Origin of the sequence: Sphingobium sp. WCS2017Hpa-17 (assembly GCF_031843765.1) — a bacterium.
In the GTDB taxonomy this organism is placed as follows: domain Bacteria; phylum Pseudomonadota; class Alphaproteobacteria; order Sphingomonadales; family Sphingomonadaceae; genus Sphingobium.
This window is the reverse complement of the sequence record NZ_JAVTIV010000001.1, coordinates 185,725-202,103: the sequence shown is the minus strand read 5'-3', so window position 1 is coordinate 202,103 and position 16,379 is coordinate 185,725. Positions and strand designations below refer to the sequence as shown.

General features: G+C 62.4%; 11 protein-coding genes. 2 read left to right on the top strand and 9 right to left on the bottom strand.

From position 1 onward, the window contains the following. Window positions 1–5: 5 nt before the first annotated feature. Both RQH62_RS00840 and RQH62_RS00835 read right to left on the bottom strand, forming a co-directional pair. On the bottom strand, window positions 6–2,540 hold the full coding sequence (locus RQH62_RS00840) for a sulfite reductase flavoprotein subunit alpha (protein WP_311266855.1): 2,535 nt from the start codon (window positions 2,538–2,540) through the stop codon (window positions 6–8). A 304-nt stretch (window positions 2,541–2,844) separates the two neighbouring features. Beyond that, window positions 2,845–3,168: a hypothetical protein gene (locus RQH62_RS00835; protein ID WP_311266854.1), complete on the bottom strand. Its 324-nt coding sequence runs from the start codon at window positions 3,166–3,168 to the stop codon at window positions 2,845–2,847. 277 nt (window positions 3,169–3,445) lie between these two features. Here RQH62_RS00835 and RQH62_RS00830 point away from each other — a divergent pair, with 277 nt between their 5' ends. Beyond that, entirely contained in the window at window positions 3,446–5,653 is a 2,208-nt protein-coding gene (locus RQH62_RS00830) for a TonB-dependent siderophore receptor (protein WP_311266853.1), read from the top strand. A gap of 72 nt (window positions 5,654–5,725) precedes the next feature. On the opposite strand, the gene RQH62_RS00825 is transcribed toward RQH62_RS00830, so the two are convergent. The 5 genes from RQH62_RS00825 to RQH62_RS00805 form a co-directional block, all read right to left on the bottom strand. Then, the gene (locus RQH62_RS00825; protein ID WP_311266852.1) at window positions 5,726–6,220 is read right to left on the bottom strand and encodes a spore coat U domain-containing protein; all 495 of its coding nucleotides are present in this window, start codon (window positions 6,218–6,220) and stop codon (window positions 5,726–5,728) included. A gap of 11 nt (window positions 6,221–6,231) precedes the next feature. Further along, a complete protein-coding gene (locus RQH62_RS00820; protein ID WP_311266851.1) occupies window positions 6,232–8,538 on the bottom strand; it encodes a fimbria/pilus outer membrane usher protein in 2,307 nt (768 codons plus the stop codon). Continuing rightward, the gene (locus tag RQH62_RS00815) at window positions 8,519–9,262 is read right to left on the bottom strand and encodes a fimbria/pilus periplasmic chaperone (RefSeq protein WP_311266850.1); all 744 of its coding nucleotides are present in this window, start codon (window positions 9,260–9,262) and stop codon (window positions 8,519–8,521) included. Before RQH62_RS00815 ends, RQH62_RS00820 begins: the two co-directional genes overlap by 20 nt. Window positions 9,263–9,287: 25 nt before the next feature. Further along, window positions 9,288–9,785: a spore coat U domain-containing protein gene (locus RQH62_RS00810; RefSeq protein WP_311266849.1), complete on the bottom strand. Its 498-nt coding sequence runs from the start codon at window positions 9,783–9,785 to the stop codon at window positions 9,288–9,290. A gap of 154 nt (window positions 9,786–9,939) precedes the next feature. Next, entirely contained in the window at window positions 9,940–10,269 is a 330-nt protein-coding gene (locus RQH62_RS00805) for a hypothetical protein (protein ID WP_311266848.1), read from the bottom strand. A 186-nt stretch (window positions 10,270–10,455) separates the two neighbouring features. Between RQH62_RS00805 and RQH62_RS00800 the strand changes: the two genes are divergently transcribed. Beyond that, complete coding sequence (locus RQH62_RS00800; protein WP_311266847.1) at window positions 10,456–11,811, top strand: carboxylesterase family protein; 1,356 nt, start codon at window positions 10,456–10,458, stop codon at window positions 11,809–11,811. 6 nt (window positions 11,812–11,817) lie between these two features. Here the strand turns inward: RQH62_RS00800 and RQH62_RS00795 are convergent, their stop codons facing one another. Together RQH62_RS00795 and RQH62_RS00790 are read right to left on the bottom strand one after the other, a co-directional pair. Next, the gene (locus RQH62_RS00795) at window positions 11,818–13,257 is read right to left on the bottom strand and encodes a glucoamylase family protein (protein WP_405053499.1); all 1,440 of its coding nucleotides are present in this window, start codon (window positions 13,255–13,257) and stop codon (window positions 11,818–11,820) included. Window positions 13,258–13,365: 108 nt separating this feature from the next. Further along, window positions 13,366–16,341 (bottom strand): TonB-dependent receptor domain-containing protein, encoded by a 2,976-nt coding sequence (locus RQH62_RS00790; protein WP_311266845.1) that lies wholly within the window; start codon window positions 16,339–16,341, stop codon window positions 13,366–13,368. Between the last annotated feature and the right edge of the window lie 38 nt (window positions 16,342–16,379).

Here is a 16,379-nt window from a genome sequence, read left to right as displayed (position 1 = left end):
GCCGGTCAGTAGACGTCCCGGCGATAGCGACCATCCTCGGCCAGATGTTCCAGCGTGGCTTCGCCCAATATCCGGGCCAGCCCCTCATGCACGCCCTGCGCCATGCCCTCCAGGCTGCCGCAGACCAGAATCGTGGCGCCGCGATCGACCCAGTCGATCAGGGTCGATGCCGCATCGGGCAGCATGTCCTGCACATAGCGCCCGCAATCCTCGTCACGGGAGAAGCTGCGGTCGAGACGGGCGAGCGTCCCATCCGCGATCCAAACCGACAGTTCATCGTCAAAGAAGCTTTCATGGCGCCGGGTCCGCTCCCCGAACAGCAGCCAGTGCCCCTTGTGCCCGTCATGCGCCTGCGCCCGCAGATGGGCGCGCAGGCCTGCTATACCGGTGCCGTTACCGATCAGGATCAGCGGCGCCCCACCCTGCCCCGGATCGGCGCGAAAACCGGGATTGGGGCGCACGCGCAGCAGGGTGGTCGCGCCCACTGGCAGATGCGCGGTCAGCCAGCCCGACCCCACGCCCAGCCGGCCATCCTCACCCCGAACCTGGCGGATTACCAGGTCGAGCGTACCGTCCGCGGTGATAGAAGCCGCCGAATATTCGCGCACCGGCAGGGGCCGCAGCGCCCGTGCCGCCTCTGCCGTGATGGGATGACCGGCATCAGGCAGCATCGCCGTCATCAGATGATCGCGCAGCGATGCCGGCAGGTCGATCAGGTCGGCATCTCGTGCCTGTGCGACCAGCAAGGCATCGACCGCTTCGGGCGCGTTGCAGGGCTGAGCCTCGACAATGTCGCCGGCTTCCCATGCGCCATCCATGGCGGCGGTCGGCTCGAATTGCAGGTGGAAGGCCTTGAGCGCGTCACTATGCGGGTTGAGCATATGGCGGGATACCAATGTCCAGGCCGTGAATGGAATGACGGTCTGTCCGCGCCGGGCCTCGGCCGCGCCCAGATCGTGCAGGGCAGCGTCCCACTGCCGTTCCGCCGCCTGATCGCCATGGTCCATCGCGATCAGCGGGAAGAGCTTGGTCGCGCCGGCCGCCCGCAGCCAATCGTCCACCCGGTGGCCGAAGGCGCAGAAATCGGGATATTCGCGATCGCCCAACGCCAATATGCCATAGTGGAGATGGCCAAGATCCGGCCCTGCCCCGCTCAATAGCCGCGATGCAAAGCCGCGCGCCATGTCTGGCGGCTCGCCCTCGCCATAGGTACTGACTACCAGCAGAAGGCGCTGGCTCTCCGCCAGCAGCGTCGGTGTCAGCTTGCCGACCGGCACTACCTGTGCCCGCACGCCCCCCTGCGCCAAAGCTAGCGCCGCGTTGCGCGCGCGGATTTCGGCCGTGCCGGTCTGGCTGGCATAGGCGATCAGCAGGTCGCCCGGTCCCGCTCCTGCGGGCAAGGCGATACCGGCCTCCAGCGCCTTCGCCTCCCGCTTGCGCCGGCGCCGCGACAGATAGAGCAGATAACCGGTAATGGTGAACAGGGGCATGGTGAGGCTGGTCAGCAGCAGCGCGATCCGGCCCGGCAGGCCGAAAAATGCGCCGCGATGCAGTTCATACATGCTCTGGGTTATGATGGTGCCCAGCGGCCGGCGATCATAAAGGTCACGCTTCTTGAGCGCGATCGTATTTGGATCATAGCTGTAGCGGTCGGTCTGGCGCAGGTGGCGCGCGCCGGCCGGTCGGGCATCGAAACTGATCGCCTTCATCGGCTGGGCCGGTGCCGGACGGGTGATGCGGAACCAGACATAGGTATCGCCTGTGGCGCTTCGGAAGGCGGTCCAGGCCGGATCAATCGCCGGGCGCGGCGCTACCTCGTCTTTCTTGCTTTCACGTCGCCCCTCCTCGCCACCAGCCTTGCCGGTCAGGGCATAAAGGACGCCCTGGCGATACCAGTCATAGCTCCACCACAGGCCGGTCAAGGCGCTGAGCAGATAGAAGAGCAGAACCCATGTGCCGATCACGACATGCAGCGCGCGCCACAGGTTGCGGCCGGTCTTGCGCAGGTCCAGCACCATCCAGGCGCGCCAGTCCAGCGCCTGCCGCGGCCAGCGCAGATAGAGGCCGGACAAGGCGAAGAAGATCAGCGAAATGGCGCTGAATGCCGTAATCTGCCGACCGATACCGTTGCCGCCGCCGGGCAAGGCAAGCCAGCGATGCAGTTCGTCCATCAGGTGGAAGAAGCCGGCGCCAGCCGGTTCACCCAGCCAGCGCCCGGTAGCACGATCGACCTGCCCTTGCATGCGACCGCGCCCTTCGCTGGCCAGCAGCCGGACCGCATGGCTGCGATCGCGTGCCGCCTCCCAATCAAGGCGCGCGACATAATAGCCGGGATGGTCGGACTCGATCCGGGCGATCAGCCGGTCGGGTGACAGGTCCACTCCGGATGGCACGCCCGGCGCGAACAGGCGGGGGGTGAGCGCTTCGGTAATTTCGTCCTCGAAGCTCATGGTCGCGCCGGTGACACCCATGAGTGCCAGCACGATCCCGGCGGTGATGCCCAGGAACCAGTGAATTTGGAAGAAGACGCGCTTGGTCACCCGAACTCCGATGGCTGATCCGTTATGCCGATCCGGTCCCTATTGCGCATGTGCAGCACGAATGCAATTGCGACATATTCGCAGTATCGCTATGCACTGATCGCACGTCAGCCTATAATATGGGCGTGAATTACGAGGGGTAGATGGCCGGCGACCGCGCACTGACGTTAAGGGGCCACAGCGATACAATCACCAGCAAACGCTATTGATCGCCCGGCGATATAATCTTCTATGTCGGGCTGGCGCAGCAGATGCGCTTTCCGCCAGCATGGACTTTTAAGGCAAAAGCCGGCGGGTCGGTCTTTCAGAAGAAGGTCGCGCCTTGTCCGCCTTGCCGGCGCCGTTCCGCTCCGGCGAGACGCCGCTTATTCTTGCGGACCGCCTTGCGATAATGGGCCAGCGACGCATCCAGCATGGCCGGTCCCGACGTGCCCAACCCGCCGGTCATCATCTTCCATTGCAACGTGGCGGCCGCTTCCATCTTCTCACTGACCATCAGTTGCGCTTCGGCCAGCGCCGCAGCATTGCCGGTCATGAGCCGGGGCAGCCGCATACCGATGACCGAGCAGGCCTCCAGCCCCAGGCTCCAGCAATCGAAGGTCAGAGAAAGCGAAGTCGGTTTGGGCATGTGCATTAAAACCTTCTCGATGCGCCGGGTTCCGCCCGCGACCTATGACGCCTGCTCATAGCCTATTTGGCCCGCCGCTGGACAGGCCCGCCAGCGGCCGAAGCGACATTTATTCCGGCAAGGCAGGATTGATGCGGGACCAGCCTTTCTCATCCGGACAAGAGATGCCCGCCGCCAGTTTGCGCAATCCATTGAACAAAAACGAAGAAGTCAATTTTGATAGTGACTTGCAATAGCTAAATGATCTAGGGGCACCCCGTTTACAGGGAGGTTTCCATTGAATCATATATTCAGATCCGCCATCAGCCTGACCGGGCTCGCCCTTGCCAATATGGCTATCGGCTCGGCCGCCATGGCCGCCGAAGAGGGCGATAGCGCCGACCGCGCCGATATCATCGTCCTCGGCAAAAGCTATGGCCAGGAGGTCGGCAAGACGGTCACGCCGCTGAAGGACGTACCCAATACGGTTACCGTCATCGACCGCGTGCAGATCGAGGCGCAAAATCTCTTCACGCTGGAAGATGCGCTGACCGCGACCAACGGCATCACCGTCAACGGCGTGGGCAGCGAAGGCGCGACCTTCTATTCGCGCGGCTTTGCCATCAACAATTATCTGGTCGATGGGACGCCGACCCGTGCCTATGATTCCCCTGCCGTCATTCCCGACCTGTTCTTCTACGAACGGCTGGAAGTGCTGCGCGGCCCGGCTGGCCTGTTCAGCGGATCGGGCAATCCAGCGGGCAGCATCAATCTGGTACGCAAGCGGCCGCTGGACGAGTTCAAACTGCAGGGTTCGCTCGGCTACGGCAGCTATCAGAACAAGCGTGGCGAGATCGACCTGTCCGCGCCGCTGGCGCAGGGCGTCGCCGTCCGCTTCGGCGCGATGGTGCAGGATCAGGACCAGTTTTACGACATCGCCCATCGCAACCGCGTCGGCGCGTTCGGCGTCGGCAAAATCGACATTGGCGATCGCACCACCTTCACCGTGGGCGGCACATGGGAACGGTTCAAGCCGGCGATCCAGACCGGCCTGCCCGGCCTGATCGGCGGCGCGGATGGCAGCGACGGGCAGTTGCTGGACGTGCCGCGCTCCACCTATGTCGGGGCCGACTGGAACCGTTTCCGGTCGGAAAGCTGGTCGGCCTTTGCCGAACTGACCCACCGGATCAGCGATCACTGGACGCTGCGGGCTACCGGCCTCTACACCGAAGTCGATCGCATCGACGTCTACAGCTATATCGGCAGCGCGCCGGTGACGGAAACGAACGGGGTCACGTCGCACATCGCCTATCGCGGCGACAACAGCTACAGCACGCGCTCCTTCGATTTCAACGGCGTGGGCAGCTTCCCGCTGTTCGGGCGCGATCAGACACTGATTCTGGGCATGGATTATCAGGCGAGTTCCGCGCGAACCTATTACACGCGCCTCAGCCGCTATGCGCAGATCGACGTCTATAATCCGGTGTCGCCGGCTGAACCGCCGCTCGATCCCTATGGCCCGCTGCCGGCCTATGTCGGCCCCTATGGCGCGGTCACGCAGGTCTATGGCGCGAGCGACACGCAGGTCGAACAATATGGCATATACGGGCAGATGCGGATCAGCCCGATCGAGGGCCTGTCGCTGGTCGGCGGCGGCCGCATGACATGGTGGTCGACGGATTCGCAAACCCTACTGCCCAGCAAGCTGGCGCCGACCGGCTATAGCATGGATGCCCAATTCACGCCCTATGGCGGCATCGTGTGGGACGTGACGTCCAGCTGGAACATCTATGGCAGCTACGCCGACAGCTTCTCGCCGCAGACATCGACTCTGCCGCGGGTCGATGGCGGGCAGATCGAACCGTTGATCGGCGATCAATATGAAGCTGGCACCAAGCTATCCCTGTTCCAGGACAAGCTGCTGCTGTCGCTGGCCGCGTACCAGATCACTCAGTCGAACCGGCTGTTCAACGACCCCGACCTGCCCGACGTCGTGCTTCAGATCGGTAAGGTGCGGTCGCGCGGGATCGAGTTCGATGCGGGCGGGGAAATTACGCCGGGCTGGCGGATCAATGGCGGCTACAGCTACAACAAGAACAAATATTTGCGCGACAGCAATGCGCTCTATGAGGGGATTTCGGTCGTGCCGGTCATCCCCAAACATTCGGCCAAGGTCTTCACTAACTATGCGCCGATCGGCGGCCTGCTGGACGGGTTCAGCATCGGTGGCGGCCTGACCTGGCTGAGTTCCACCTTCGGCGGCAATGCGGCGATATGGAATACGGACGGGACGTTGCGGACACGATCGACCATCGTGCGGCAGGGCGCCTATGTGATCGCGGACCTGCGTGCAGGTTACAAGATGAACGACCGGCTGTCGCTGTCGGTCAATGTCAACAATCTGTTCGACCGCACTTACTATGCGCGCATATCCTCGACCGGGCGCGGCAACTTCTATGGCAGCCCGCGCACCGTGTTCGCGACGCTGCGCTTCGCCTATCCCTGATCGGCAGCGACGTGCCGCTCCGCTGCCCTGACGGCGGCGGGGCGGCAAGCGTCCGACCCATTATCCAACCTGTCAAAATATGATCGTGACCAAGATCGTATCGCTATAGCCGCCGGGCGCAACATTCTGGCCCGCCGGCACCCGGCCATAGACGGTCGTGGTCTGGTCGACACCCAGCAAGGCGGTGAAAGTATTGGTCACGGACAGCGATCCGCCGGTTCCGTCACCCCAGATCTGGTTGCGCGCATTGCTGGTGTAGAGATTATAATGCAGCGTCGATGCGCCGCTGGCCATGCTCCGCTGCGCATAGGTGGCGGATGAACCCCGGCTCAACTGGATCGTGTAGCTGCCGGCGAGCGCCAGCACCAGGCTGCACCGCACGCGGACGGTGCCCGAACTGTCATTGTCCATGATCGAAACCGGATTATATGTACCGAAATCGACGCCGGTGGCCGATACGGTGCAGGTGCAGAGCGCCAATATGTCACAGGCGGCCTGCGCCGGGGCAGGCAGAGTGACCGCCGACACCGGCAGCGCGATCATGCCGAGATAGAAGCGCAAGCCCATCCTGTCCCTCCTCACCGCACGCACCGTAACGGCCCGATAGTGGGTAGCACCTGATCGGGCAGGGCGTCGAGCCTGACATGACAGGGGCCGCCGGCCGCATCCACGGTCAGGACCATGCCGGCATGGAGATTTTGCAGGAACACCTCCCCGTCATTGCCGACGAAGGATTTTTCGACGCCGGCCGACACGCCGCTTCCAGCCTCCGCGGGCTTGCCGTCAGGCATAACGACGATGATCGTGCCGGGCCGTTCGCGGATCGCCACGAAATGGGCGCTGACGGCGCCGCGATAGCGCGGTACGACCAGCAACTGATCCTCCGGCATGCGCACGTCGATCGGTATGTCCGCCGCAGAAATGCTGAGACGATTGACCTCATAGGGACGCAGGTCCGGGATGATCGCCGTGCCCCGCGCATTGGTGCGACCGACGAGACGGTTTTCCTGATAGACGCGCACATCCGCCTGATCGGGCACGCGCACGACTGCGAAGCCGCTTTCCATCTGCCGTGTTGGGAAGAGCGCGCCATCGGCCATCAGCAAGCCGCCCCGGCCAGTGACGCGCATACCAGTCTGCCCGCCGGCATGATCGATCTGGGCGGTCATCTCCCCCACATCGCCGCGCCATTGCGCTTCCGCCTGCTGCCGCCCGTTATTGCCGGTGGAATTGGCGAGACGATAGCCCCAGCCGCCGCTGACCGGCGGCGTGCTACGCACTTCCGCACGTGTGCCGTCCGTCCCGGCCTGAAGATAGGCGCTGCTGCGCGCACCGAAGGGGATGGTCAGGTTGAAGCCCAGGCTGGTGTCGCGGCCGGTTTCGGAAAAGCGGCTGTGGATCGCATAAAGACTGACAAAGGCCCGATCGCGCACCGACAGGCTGTAATTGCCGGACAGCACCTGCGCTTTCTGCCCGTCCGCGTAGGTCAGGCTGGTGTAGGAGATGCCGGCCGTACCCATCGGTCCGAAGGTCAGGCCACCGGCCGCCTGTATCTGTTCGATGATGCGTTCGGAGGCACGCTCCACGCCGATCTCCCGATAATCCCGGCTGGCGCGCTGATAGCTGAGCGCGACATTCCAGGTCGGGGCGTTACGGTTGAAGGCGGCACGATAGAGAAAGCCCTGCCCCTCCTTCCCGTTGGAGCCGGCCGCCGCCAGGCTGAATTCGCCCAGCGGCACCATCACCATGGTGATGCCCCCGCCCGCCATCTGGGTATCGCCACTTGCCTCTGCCCGCCCTTCCACCGTGATCCAGTCGGTCAGGCCCCGGCGATAGGTGCCGGCGACGAAGGGGGCGGCATAGCGAAAGCTGCGCAATCCATAGTCACGCCGCTCCGCCCCAGCTTCGGCCGACCAGGCGGACAGGCCCGCGCGCAGCAAGCGGCTGCTGACATAATAAGAGGATTTGATCCGCCGCTCTACGCCCAGCGGATCGCGGACCACCAGCGTCACCTCCCCCGCGCCGGTGACGAGGGGCACCTGATTGATCGAGAACGGCCCCTGATCGACATCGGTTTGAAACCGCTGGGTGCCGTTGACCAGCAGTTCGACATTGGACGGCACGGCCGCGCTGCCCGCCAGCGAAGGCGTGGGAAATGTCAACAGGCTGGGCTGTAGGGCGAACTCCGTACCAATACGTATGCCGCCAAAGCGGACCTGGCGGGACCAGTCGCGCGCATCGGTCACGCTGTCGCCGACCACCAGCCGCGTCAGGCTGACCGGATCATCCCGCATATAATAGCTGTCGAGCCGCGTCGCACGGCCATAGACCGTGCCGTTGCCCAGCAACATGCTGTTGGAAATCACACCCCAGTCGTCGGACATGCCGGCTTCGACAAAGGCACCGATCCGCGCTTTGTCAGCATATTCCACTGACAGATTATAATTGAAGAAGGCCGCAAAGGCGCTGTCAGTCGGTTGCGGCAAGGCCTGTGCCGCCGACACCCGATTGGCGAGGAAGGCGGCGGGCGGTACGATAAGCTTGAGCGCCTGTTGCAGTTCGTCAAACGCCGCCGTCACGCCGCCGATCGCCGCCAGCGGCACGAACCGTTCCCCATCCAGCAGAATTGGGTCGAGCAGAGGCGGCCGGATGCGCCAAACGACCAGATCGTCAGCCCGCACGAGAAAGCCATCGCCACGCCGGGCGACCAGATAGGTTTCGGGCTGAGGCTGACCATTGATGCTGACCGATACGAGCAGCATGGCAGGCGCCGGGTCCGATGCGGCCGGCAGGCCGGCGGGAGCAGGCTCCTCGGACCGGGCGGTACCGCCAGCGCCAAGGATGCCGAGCAACAGCAGCGCCGCTCTAACGGTCCCCGTCGCCATGCGATCCCGCCTGGCTGACGAGATTGACGGACAGGCGCTGCGTATCGCTGGTGGCGTCGAGCGTCAGTTTCTCCCCTGCCCGGATCGCACCGGGGGCATCGAGCAGGAAGCTGCGCGCCGCGCCCGGCAGGATATAGATGGATTCCTGACGCGCCGTCAGGGCCGATCCGTCCGCGCGCCTGATGTCGATCCGGTTGAGATGAATATGCGCGCCGCCCGTGTTACGCACGGAAACCATGACCTGCTTGTCGCCCGTACCGGAGATCTGCCAGTCGAGCGAAGGCTGCGCGCCCAGCGCTGGCACGAAAATAGGGATGCTGACGCGCAGCAGGGTCCGCACCTCGCCGGGGGCCAGCGGACGCTCGGTCGGGATTTCCTCCAGGAAGATACGATAGCTTTTCTCGGTCGTGCCGGCGGTGGTCCGCAGACCGAAACGCGCAATCTGCTGCGCGCCGGCCGCGACCTCGAACAAGGGCGGATTGGCCAGGATGTCGCGCGTATCCTCGAACAGATCCTGCCCATTATCCTGCCGCCAGGCGACGACGCGAACCTGCATGCGGGCCAGTGCATCGCTGCTATTTTCGATCGTCATCGTCTGGACCAGCGTCTTGCCATCCAGCTGGATCAGCACCGGATAGATTTTCAGCGTCGTGGCATGGGTCGTCGCCGGCACCATAAAAGCCATCAGCGCCGCAATCGCACCGCGCAGGAGAGGATGTCGCATGCCAGCCTCCGCCAGAACCGTCGCGTCAGTAGACGACGTTGACGGTGATCGTGTCGCTATAGGCGCCGATCGGCACATTCTGGCCAGCGGCGATGCGGCCATAGACGGTCAGCGTGGTCGCTCCCACCGGTGCGGTCGCGGCGACCGTGTCGGTCCCGGCAGTATTGCCCCAATTGGTGGTGCGACCGGTTTCCTGATAAAGCGCATAGTTGAGCAGATTGGCGCCGTTAGACATCTTGCGCGTGGTGACGGTCGCGCCGGATGCGGTGCCCTGGGTCAGGCCCACCGTGTAGGACGTACCCACCGTGCAGAGGACCGACAGGGTCGAGCTCGCATCATTGGGCGCTGAGGCGGTCGGATCATAATTGCCGAAAGCGAGCGGCGTGGCCGATACGATGCACGCCTTGATGACGGTGGCGGTCACGGGGAAGGTCGTGGTGGCGGTAGCGGCCTGAGCGGTGCCACCGCTCGCGATCATCAGCGGAACGGCAAAGAGCGCCGCAACTAGTCGGGAACGGGACATCTTACTCTCCGAGCTCAGCATGTTTTGCTGTGGAAAGTATCGCTCCAGAGAGTTAACGGAATCTTACTTCGACGTTTAGACTTTGGTCGAATCGTTCACTATGGACCTAACCACCAAATAGCATCCTAAATCAATTCGATAATGACATGATAATTTAAAATTCATATTCAACAAATGCGAAACGGGAATTGGAAAGATTTTCAGATATCGCCGCATCACCGGCAACAATATGAGACGCAACATCCGACATCGTCTTGCGAATATTGGTGTGACACATATTTTCACTGTCGCGATCGGATATCTGACAAGGCTTCACAACTATAGCCCCCACAGTCATGGCCGATTTTGCCGGCACCTGTGCCCATGCCACAGCCGCCGACATGGCGAGCTGCAGGCAGAAAATTGCCTGCATGACACGATAAGACACTGCGACACCCCCGCTTTGACGAAACATATGATCGGAAGGCGACGCCCCGCTGGCCATCCAACCGCCTCTTCGGCAAATTCTATCGCAGCGCCGTGCCGTTGAAAAGTCGGTTAATCATTAAGCAGTGCGACCATCCGGTACGCCGCCCGACTTGCCGCAGCCTGGCGTGCACGACCCTGTCGAAGCTGGTATATGGATGAAAACATGCCATTTCCTGCGGCATAGAGAGGAGTGTGGTGCGCCATGAGACAGGTTTGTTGCGTCATTTTGACACTGGTGCTGGCGGCGCCTTGCGCTGCTTCGGCGCAAACATCCGCACCGGTCGTGCGGACCGAATCCGGCCGGGTTCGTGGCACGACCGACGCGGATGGAGTGCATTGGAAAGGCATCGCCTTCGCCGCGCCGCCCACGGGCGCGCTCCGCTGGCAGCCACCCCAGCCCGCGCCACGCTGGACCGGCATCCGCAACACCACCGCCTATCGCAACGACTGCATGCAGGAGCCCTTCCCCAGTGACGCTGCGCCATTGGGAACCGCACCGGCAGAGGATTGCCTCTATCTCAATGTCTGGAAGCCGGCCAAGGCCAAGGGCAAGCTGCCGGTGATGCTCTGGATCTATGGCGGTGGCTTCGTGAATGGCGGATCGTCCCCTCCGACCTATAGCGGCGCAAATCTGGCACGGCAGGGCGTACTGGTGGTCAGCTTCAACTATCGGCTGGGCCGCTTCGGCACCTTCCGCCATCCGGCTCTGGGCGCGGATCAGGCGGTCAATTATGGCCTGCTGGACCAGATTGCGGCCCTGCAATGGGTGCGTCGCAATGTCGCAGCCTTCGGGGGCGACCCTGCACAGGTCACGCTGGTCGGCGAAAGCGCGGGGGGACGGTCGGCACATGCGCTGCTGACATCGCCTCTGGCGCAAGGCTTGTTCCAGCGTGCCGTCATCATGTCCGGCAGCGACGGGCAGTCCGGTGCCCTGTCCACGCCCGCCGATGCCGAAACGCTGGCGATCACCTTCGGCCGCAGCCAGGGGATAGAATCAGATTCACCTGATGCAGCGGAACGGCTGCGCGCGCTAACTGCGAAACAGGTGGTCGGCGATCTCAACCTCGCCCATATGGGCACGCCCGAGAAGCCGGCCTTCTTCAGCCCTGTCATCGACGGCGAAAGCGCGGTGGAAGCGGCCGACGCCTATCGCGCGGATCGGTTCAGGCCGATACCGATCATGATCGGCGCGACCAGCGCGGATATCGGCGGCCCCGATGGCCGGATGATCGCAGGCGCGCGCAATCTGGCGTCCCTGTTCTCAGCGAAGGGCGAGCCCGTTTACGCCTATCGCTTCTCCTATGTGGCGACGGCGGTCGGCGGGACGCAGGCTTATCATGCCACGGACATCCCCTTCTTCTTCGACACGCAGGCGATGAAATATGGGGCGCAGACAAGCCCGCGCGACAATCAGATGGGCCGGACGATCAGCGCCTATCTGGTCAACTTCGTCAAGACTGGCGACCCCAATGGCCGGGGGCTGGCCGACTGGCCCCGCCATGACAAGGGCCAGCGCCTGATGGATTTCACGCTGGACGGGACAGCGCTGGTCGACTGAGCGGCATCATCCCAGCCATCCCCCCGTAAAGCCGGCCCGTTGCAGGCCGCGCCTGATATGCGGATTCTTCTTCATCGTGTTCCAGACGAGGCCGGACCGATAATTTTCGATCATCGCGACGATCGGCCCCTGGTCGATTCCCAGATAATCCTTGTCGACCCAGCCGACGCCGAGGCGAAATTCGCCATGGCGGAAGGGTTGCGAGGGACGACGGATGATCGTGGGGTTGAAACTGTCGAGGAAGCCATATTTGTCATAAAGCTGTTCGCCATAGCGGAAATACATGGCCTGGATGGTGGGCTCGACGATTTCCGGCGCGAAGGGGAGCGAGCCGAGCAGCGCGGTAGGCGCCAGCGTCCCGTCATCGCGTTCGCCCGGACCGCGCGCGGAATAGCTGTAAAATTCCCGTTCCTTGCCGGCCAGCGTCATCTTGAAGTCGCCCGGCCCGTCACAGGCGGTCAGGCCCCAGCAGTCCGCGCCATAGCCGGCCCAGCCACCCGGATTTTCCATCGCATAGTTGCGCTGAGCATAGGTGGCGCGGCGGCTGTTCTCAAAATAGTCGATGCCTTTGCCGGCCATGTAGCGATCGCGAATGTCCCGGAAATCGACCCAGACATGGCTATATTGATGGCCGAACATCGGCGCGAAATGCAGGTGCGGATCGCCCCAGCGCGATGACCAACTGGTTTCGAACTGGGTGCTCCAGACATTCCATGTGTCGTCGCGCAGCGGGAATGTGGGCGATCCCATGCCCAATATGTAGAGGATCATCCCTTCATTATAGATTTCCCAGTCGGAACGGATGAAGCCGCTTTCGGGATGCCAGCCCATCGACATGAAGGGCGCGCGCGGCGTGATCCAGGTCCATTCGACCGCGCGATAGAGCCTCTCCGCCAGATCGCGGATCTTCACTTCGTCGGGATGGAGCGGATCGTCGAACCAGCTTTGCGCGAACAGCACGCCTGCCATCAACAGCGCCGTGTCGATCGTCGACAGTTCGGACAGAGCGAAGCGATAACCCTTGGTCGAGCCAAGGAAATGATAGAAAAAGCCGTGATTGCCGCTGACCTGGGTGCGCTTGTCGCCCATCGGCGCGGCGACCAGAAATTGCAGCGTCGTCAACGTCCGCTGCCGCGCTTCGTCACGGGTAATCCAGCCATGGGTCACGCCGATCGGATAGGCGGTCAGGGCAAAGCCGACGGCCGCGATCGATACGAAAGACGGGGTCGGCCAGCGATCGGGCGACATGCCCGTCTTTTCATCGGTGACTTCCCAGAAATAGCGAAAGGCCAGTTTCTGGATGTCATCAATCAGCGGGCTGACCTCGACATCCAGCGCGGGACGATGGTCCAGCTTGGTCCAGCCATCCACGGCGATCGGCCCCGTGGATAGCGGCACCTCCGGCTTGCGCGTGGCGCACCCCGACAGCAGCCCGGCCAGGCCCATTCCCGCCGTGCCAACGAACGTCCGTCTGTCCAGCAATAGTCTACTCCAGTTGCAATACCGCTGCGGACCGGATCGTGCAGGACCGGTCCGCAGCAGGATGCGCAGGCATCAGAAGCGATAGCCCACGCGGAATTGAACGCGCCGCGGCAGGGTCAACATATTCGACGCATTGGCACCGTTGGCCGGCAGCAGCGGATCGGTGACCTGACCGGTCGCGGGGTTGATGGTATTGTTGAAGAAACCGTCGAAACCGCTGAAATTCTTGCTGTTGAAGATGTTCAGCACATCGACCGCGAAATTGACCTGATCGTCCTTGCCGAAGAGTGCGAAATTCTTGGCCAGCGTCACATTGATTTCGCAGAAGGCGAACACGCCCTTGATGCAATTTTTCTTGGGATAGCGAGCGGTGAAGTCGTTGAAGCCCGACGAAGCGCCGTTCGTGCCGTCCGTCACCTGATAGGCCTGACCGGAACCGAGCGTCGTCAGGGTCGAGAACTGGAAGCCCAACGGCAGATCAACGATGCCCGAAATCACGAGACGATGGCGTTCATCCCCCGGCGAATTGCGCCAGCCATAGGAGTCGGGGGTCGGCGCATCCAGACTGAACAGGTCGCCGCCATTCTTTTCCGATTTGCTGAGCGTATAGGCGATGTTCAGGCCCCAGCCCGACTGCTTTGTGTAATTCTTGTCGAGCGTGAAATAGAGCGCCTTGTAGCGGGTATCGAGCCCGTCATAGCCGATCAGCACGTTGGAATAGCCCGCCGCCCGGACCGCTGCGAGCAATTCGCCGTCGCAGCAAGTACCAAAGCCGGCATTATTACGGGTAGCGAACAGGTTGGTATAGCCGTTTCGGCCACGCTGATAGGAGGCAGTGACGGAGGTTTCAAAGATACCGATGCGCTGGCGTACGCCGAGCGAGAACTGGTCGTTCACCGGCGGCTTGGCATTATTCTTGACCGCGAACAGTTCCGGCAGTCCGACTTCGGGATTGGCGTTGACCAGCGCCAGCAGCCCTTCGCGAGTCAGATAGGCCGGATCCCAGGCGACCGTCGGCTGGCCGTCGCGCGGCTGGCCATCGGCCGAGAAGCGGAACAGGCCGATCGGATTGATCGTGCGCGACAGTTCATCGACGGTATTGTTGAAATTGTTGCGGTCATAATAGCGACCGGCACCACCGAAGACGACCGTGCTGCGGTCGCCCTTCACATCCCAGGAGAAACCGAAGCGCGGCGCGAAGGCGCCCTTGAACGGGCTGCGGTCATTGCCATCGCTGATGTAGTTTTCCGGGTTAAAATAGTCCGTGGCAGGCAGCGCACGCAAGGCGGCAGCAGCGGCGGCCGGCGTCTTGTAACGGTTGTTAAAGCCGTTGCTTTCATAGTCCCAGCGCAGACCGACATTCAGCTGCAACTTGTCGGTGACGTCCCAGTCGTCCTGAATATAGAGGCCAAGCTGAGTGTTGGATGCATTGATCAGGCCCGATCCCAAGCCCAACCGTGCCTCCGCCGGAAAAGCGAAGTTGAGGTTGTTGTTCGGTTCGCGCCGGAAATAATAGCGCGGCTGGATATAGGCCTGATTGTCGAACAATATGTCTGTAAATTCGATGCGCGCGCCGAACTTGATCGCATGACCGGAAAAGCCGGTATAGGTCAGGTCGTTGCGGAAATTATAATTTTCCTGAACCTCGCGCCGGGTCGAATCCTTGCCGCCGAACAGGATCACGCCCTGATAATCATAGGCGGGCAGATCCGGGTTCAGCGAGGTCGGATTGAACTTGTAGCTCAGATAGTTGGCGCTGAATTCATTGACGACCGTATCGTCGTCATAGGTCCATTTAAACTGGTAGGTATCGACGACGTTGATCTTGTTTTCGGCATAGTCATAGGCGACGTTATCGCCAAAGCCCTGAATGTCGGTTTCCTCGCGCCGGCTGAACGAAACGTCGAACGTCTGGTTCTCATTCGGGGTCAAGGTCAGTTTGCCGAAATAGAAGTCGCTGCGGAACGGGCTGACGAAGGCCCCTTCGAAATCGCTGATCTGGCGTCCTGAAAATTGTTCGAACTCGGCGATCGCATCATCGGCGCCGTTGGAACGGACGTTGAAGGCGCGGTCCTGATCATTGCCTTCATAAGCCATGAAGAAGAACAGCTTGTCCTTGATGATCGGACCGCCCAATGACGCGCCATATTGCTTGCGCTCAAAGGCCGGCTTGGCATTACCGTCGCGCTTGTCGATAAAGCTTTTCTCGGTCAGCGACCGGTCGGTATATTGACCGAACACTTCGCCATGAAACTCATTCGTACCCGATTTGGTGACGGCGGTGATGACGGCTGCGCCAGCCTGCTCATATTCGGCCTTGTAATTCTGCGTGATGACGCGGAATTCCTGCACGGCAAGCTGGCCGAAGGGATTGCCGCGGCTATTCTGCTGGCCCGCGACGCCGCCTTCGCGCAATTTGTTCTTCAGGCTGACGCCGTCGATGAAGACGTTGACCTGACTGGCCGGGGAAGCGCCTGACGAAAAGCTCTTGTCGGTCTCGGAATCATTGTAGCGCACGCCCGGCGCCAGCGCGGCGAAACTCAGGAAGTTGCGATCGGTCTGCGGCAGGACGCGAATCTGCTCCTGGCTGATATTGGTCGCGATTTCGCTGGTCCGGGTTTCGCGCAGGCGGCTGCCGGTGACGACGATCTGGCTGCCGGCGCCATCATCGGGCGTGGCCGCTGCCGTGTCGGTGGCCGGCGTGCCCAGCCGGGCATCGACCGTGGCCGCCTGACCCACGCCGATCGCGATATCCTGCTCGAACGCCCCCTTGTCGGAACCGGTTACAGCGATACGATAGGTACCGGCCCGGACGCCATTCAATATATAGGTGCCATTGGCGCCGCTCGTGGCCGTTTGCGTGCGGCCGGTGCCTGCGCTGCTGAGCGTCACGGTCGCGCCGGGCACGGGCGCACCGGCGGAGTCCGTCACCCTGCCGCGAATGGATGACACTGTCGTCTGCGCGCTGGCCGGCGCCGTCATGACGACAATGCTGCTCAGCGCGGTCGCACTGGCAAGGAGGAGGCGAAGAGCGTTCGTCTTGTTCATGGCATCTATTCCCCTGTCTTATCCCCGTTCCCTTCGGG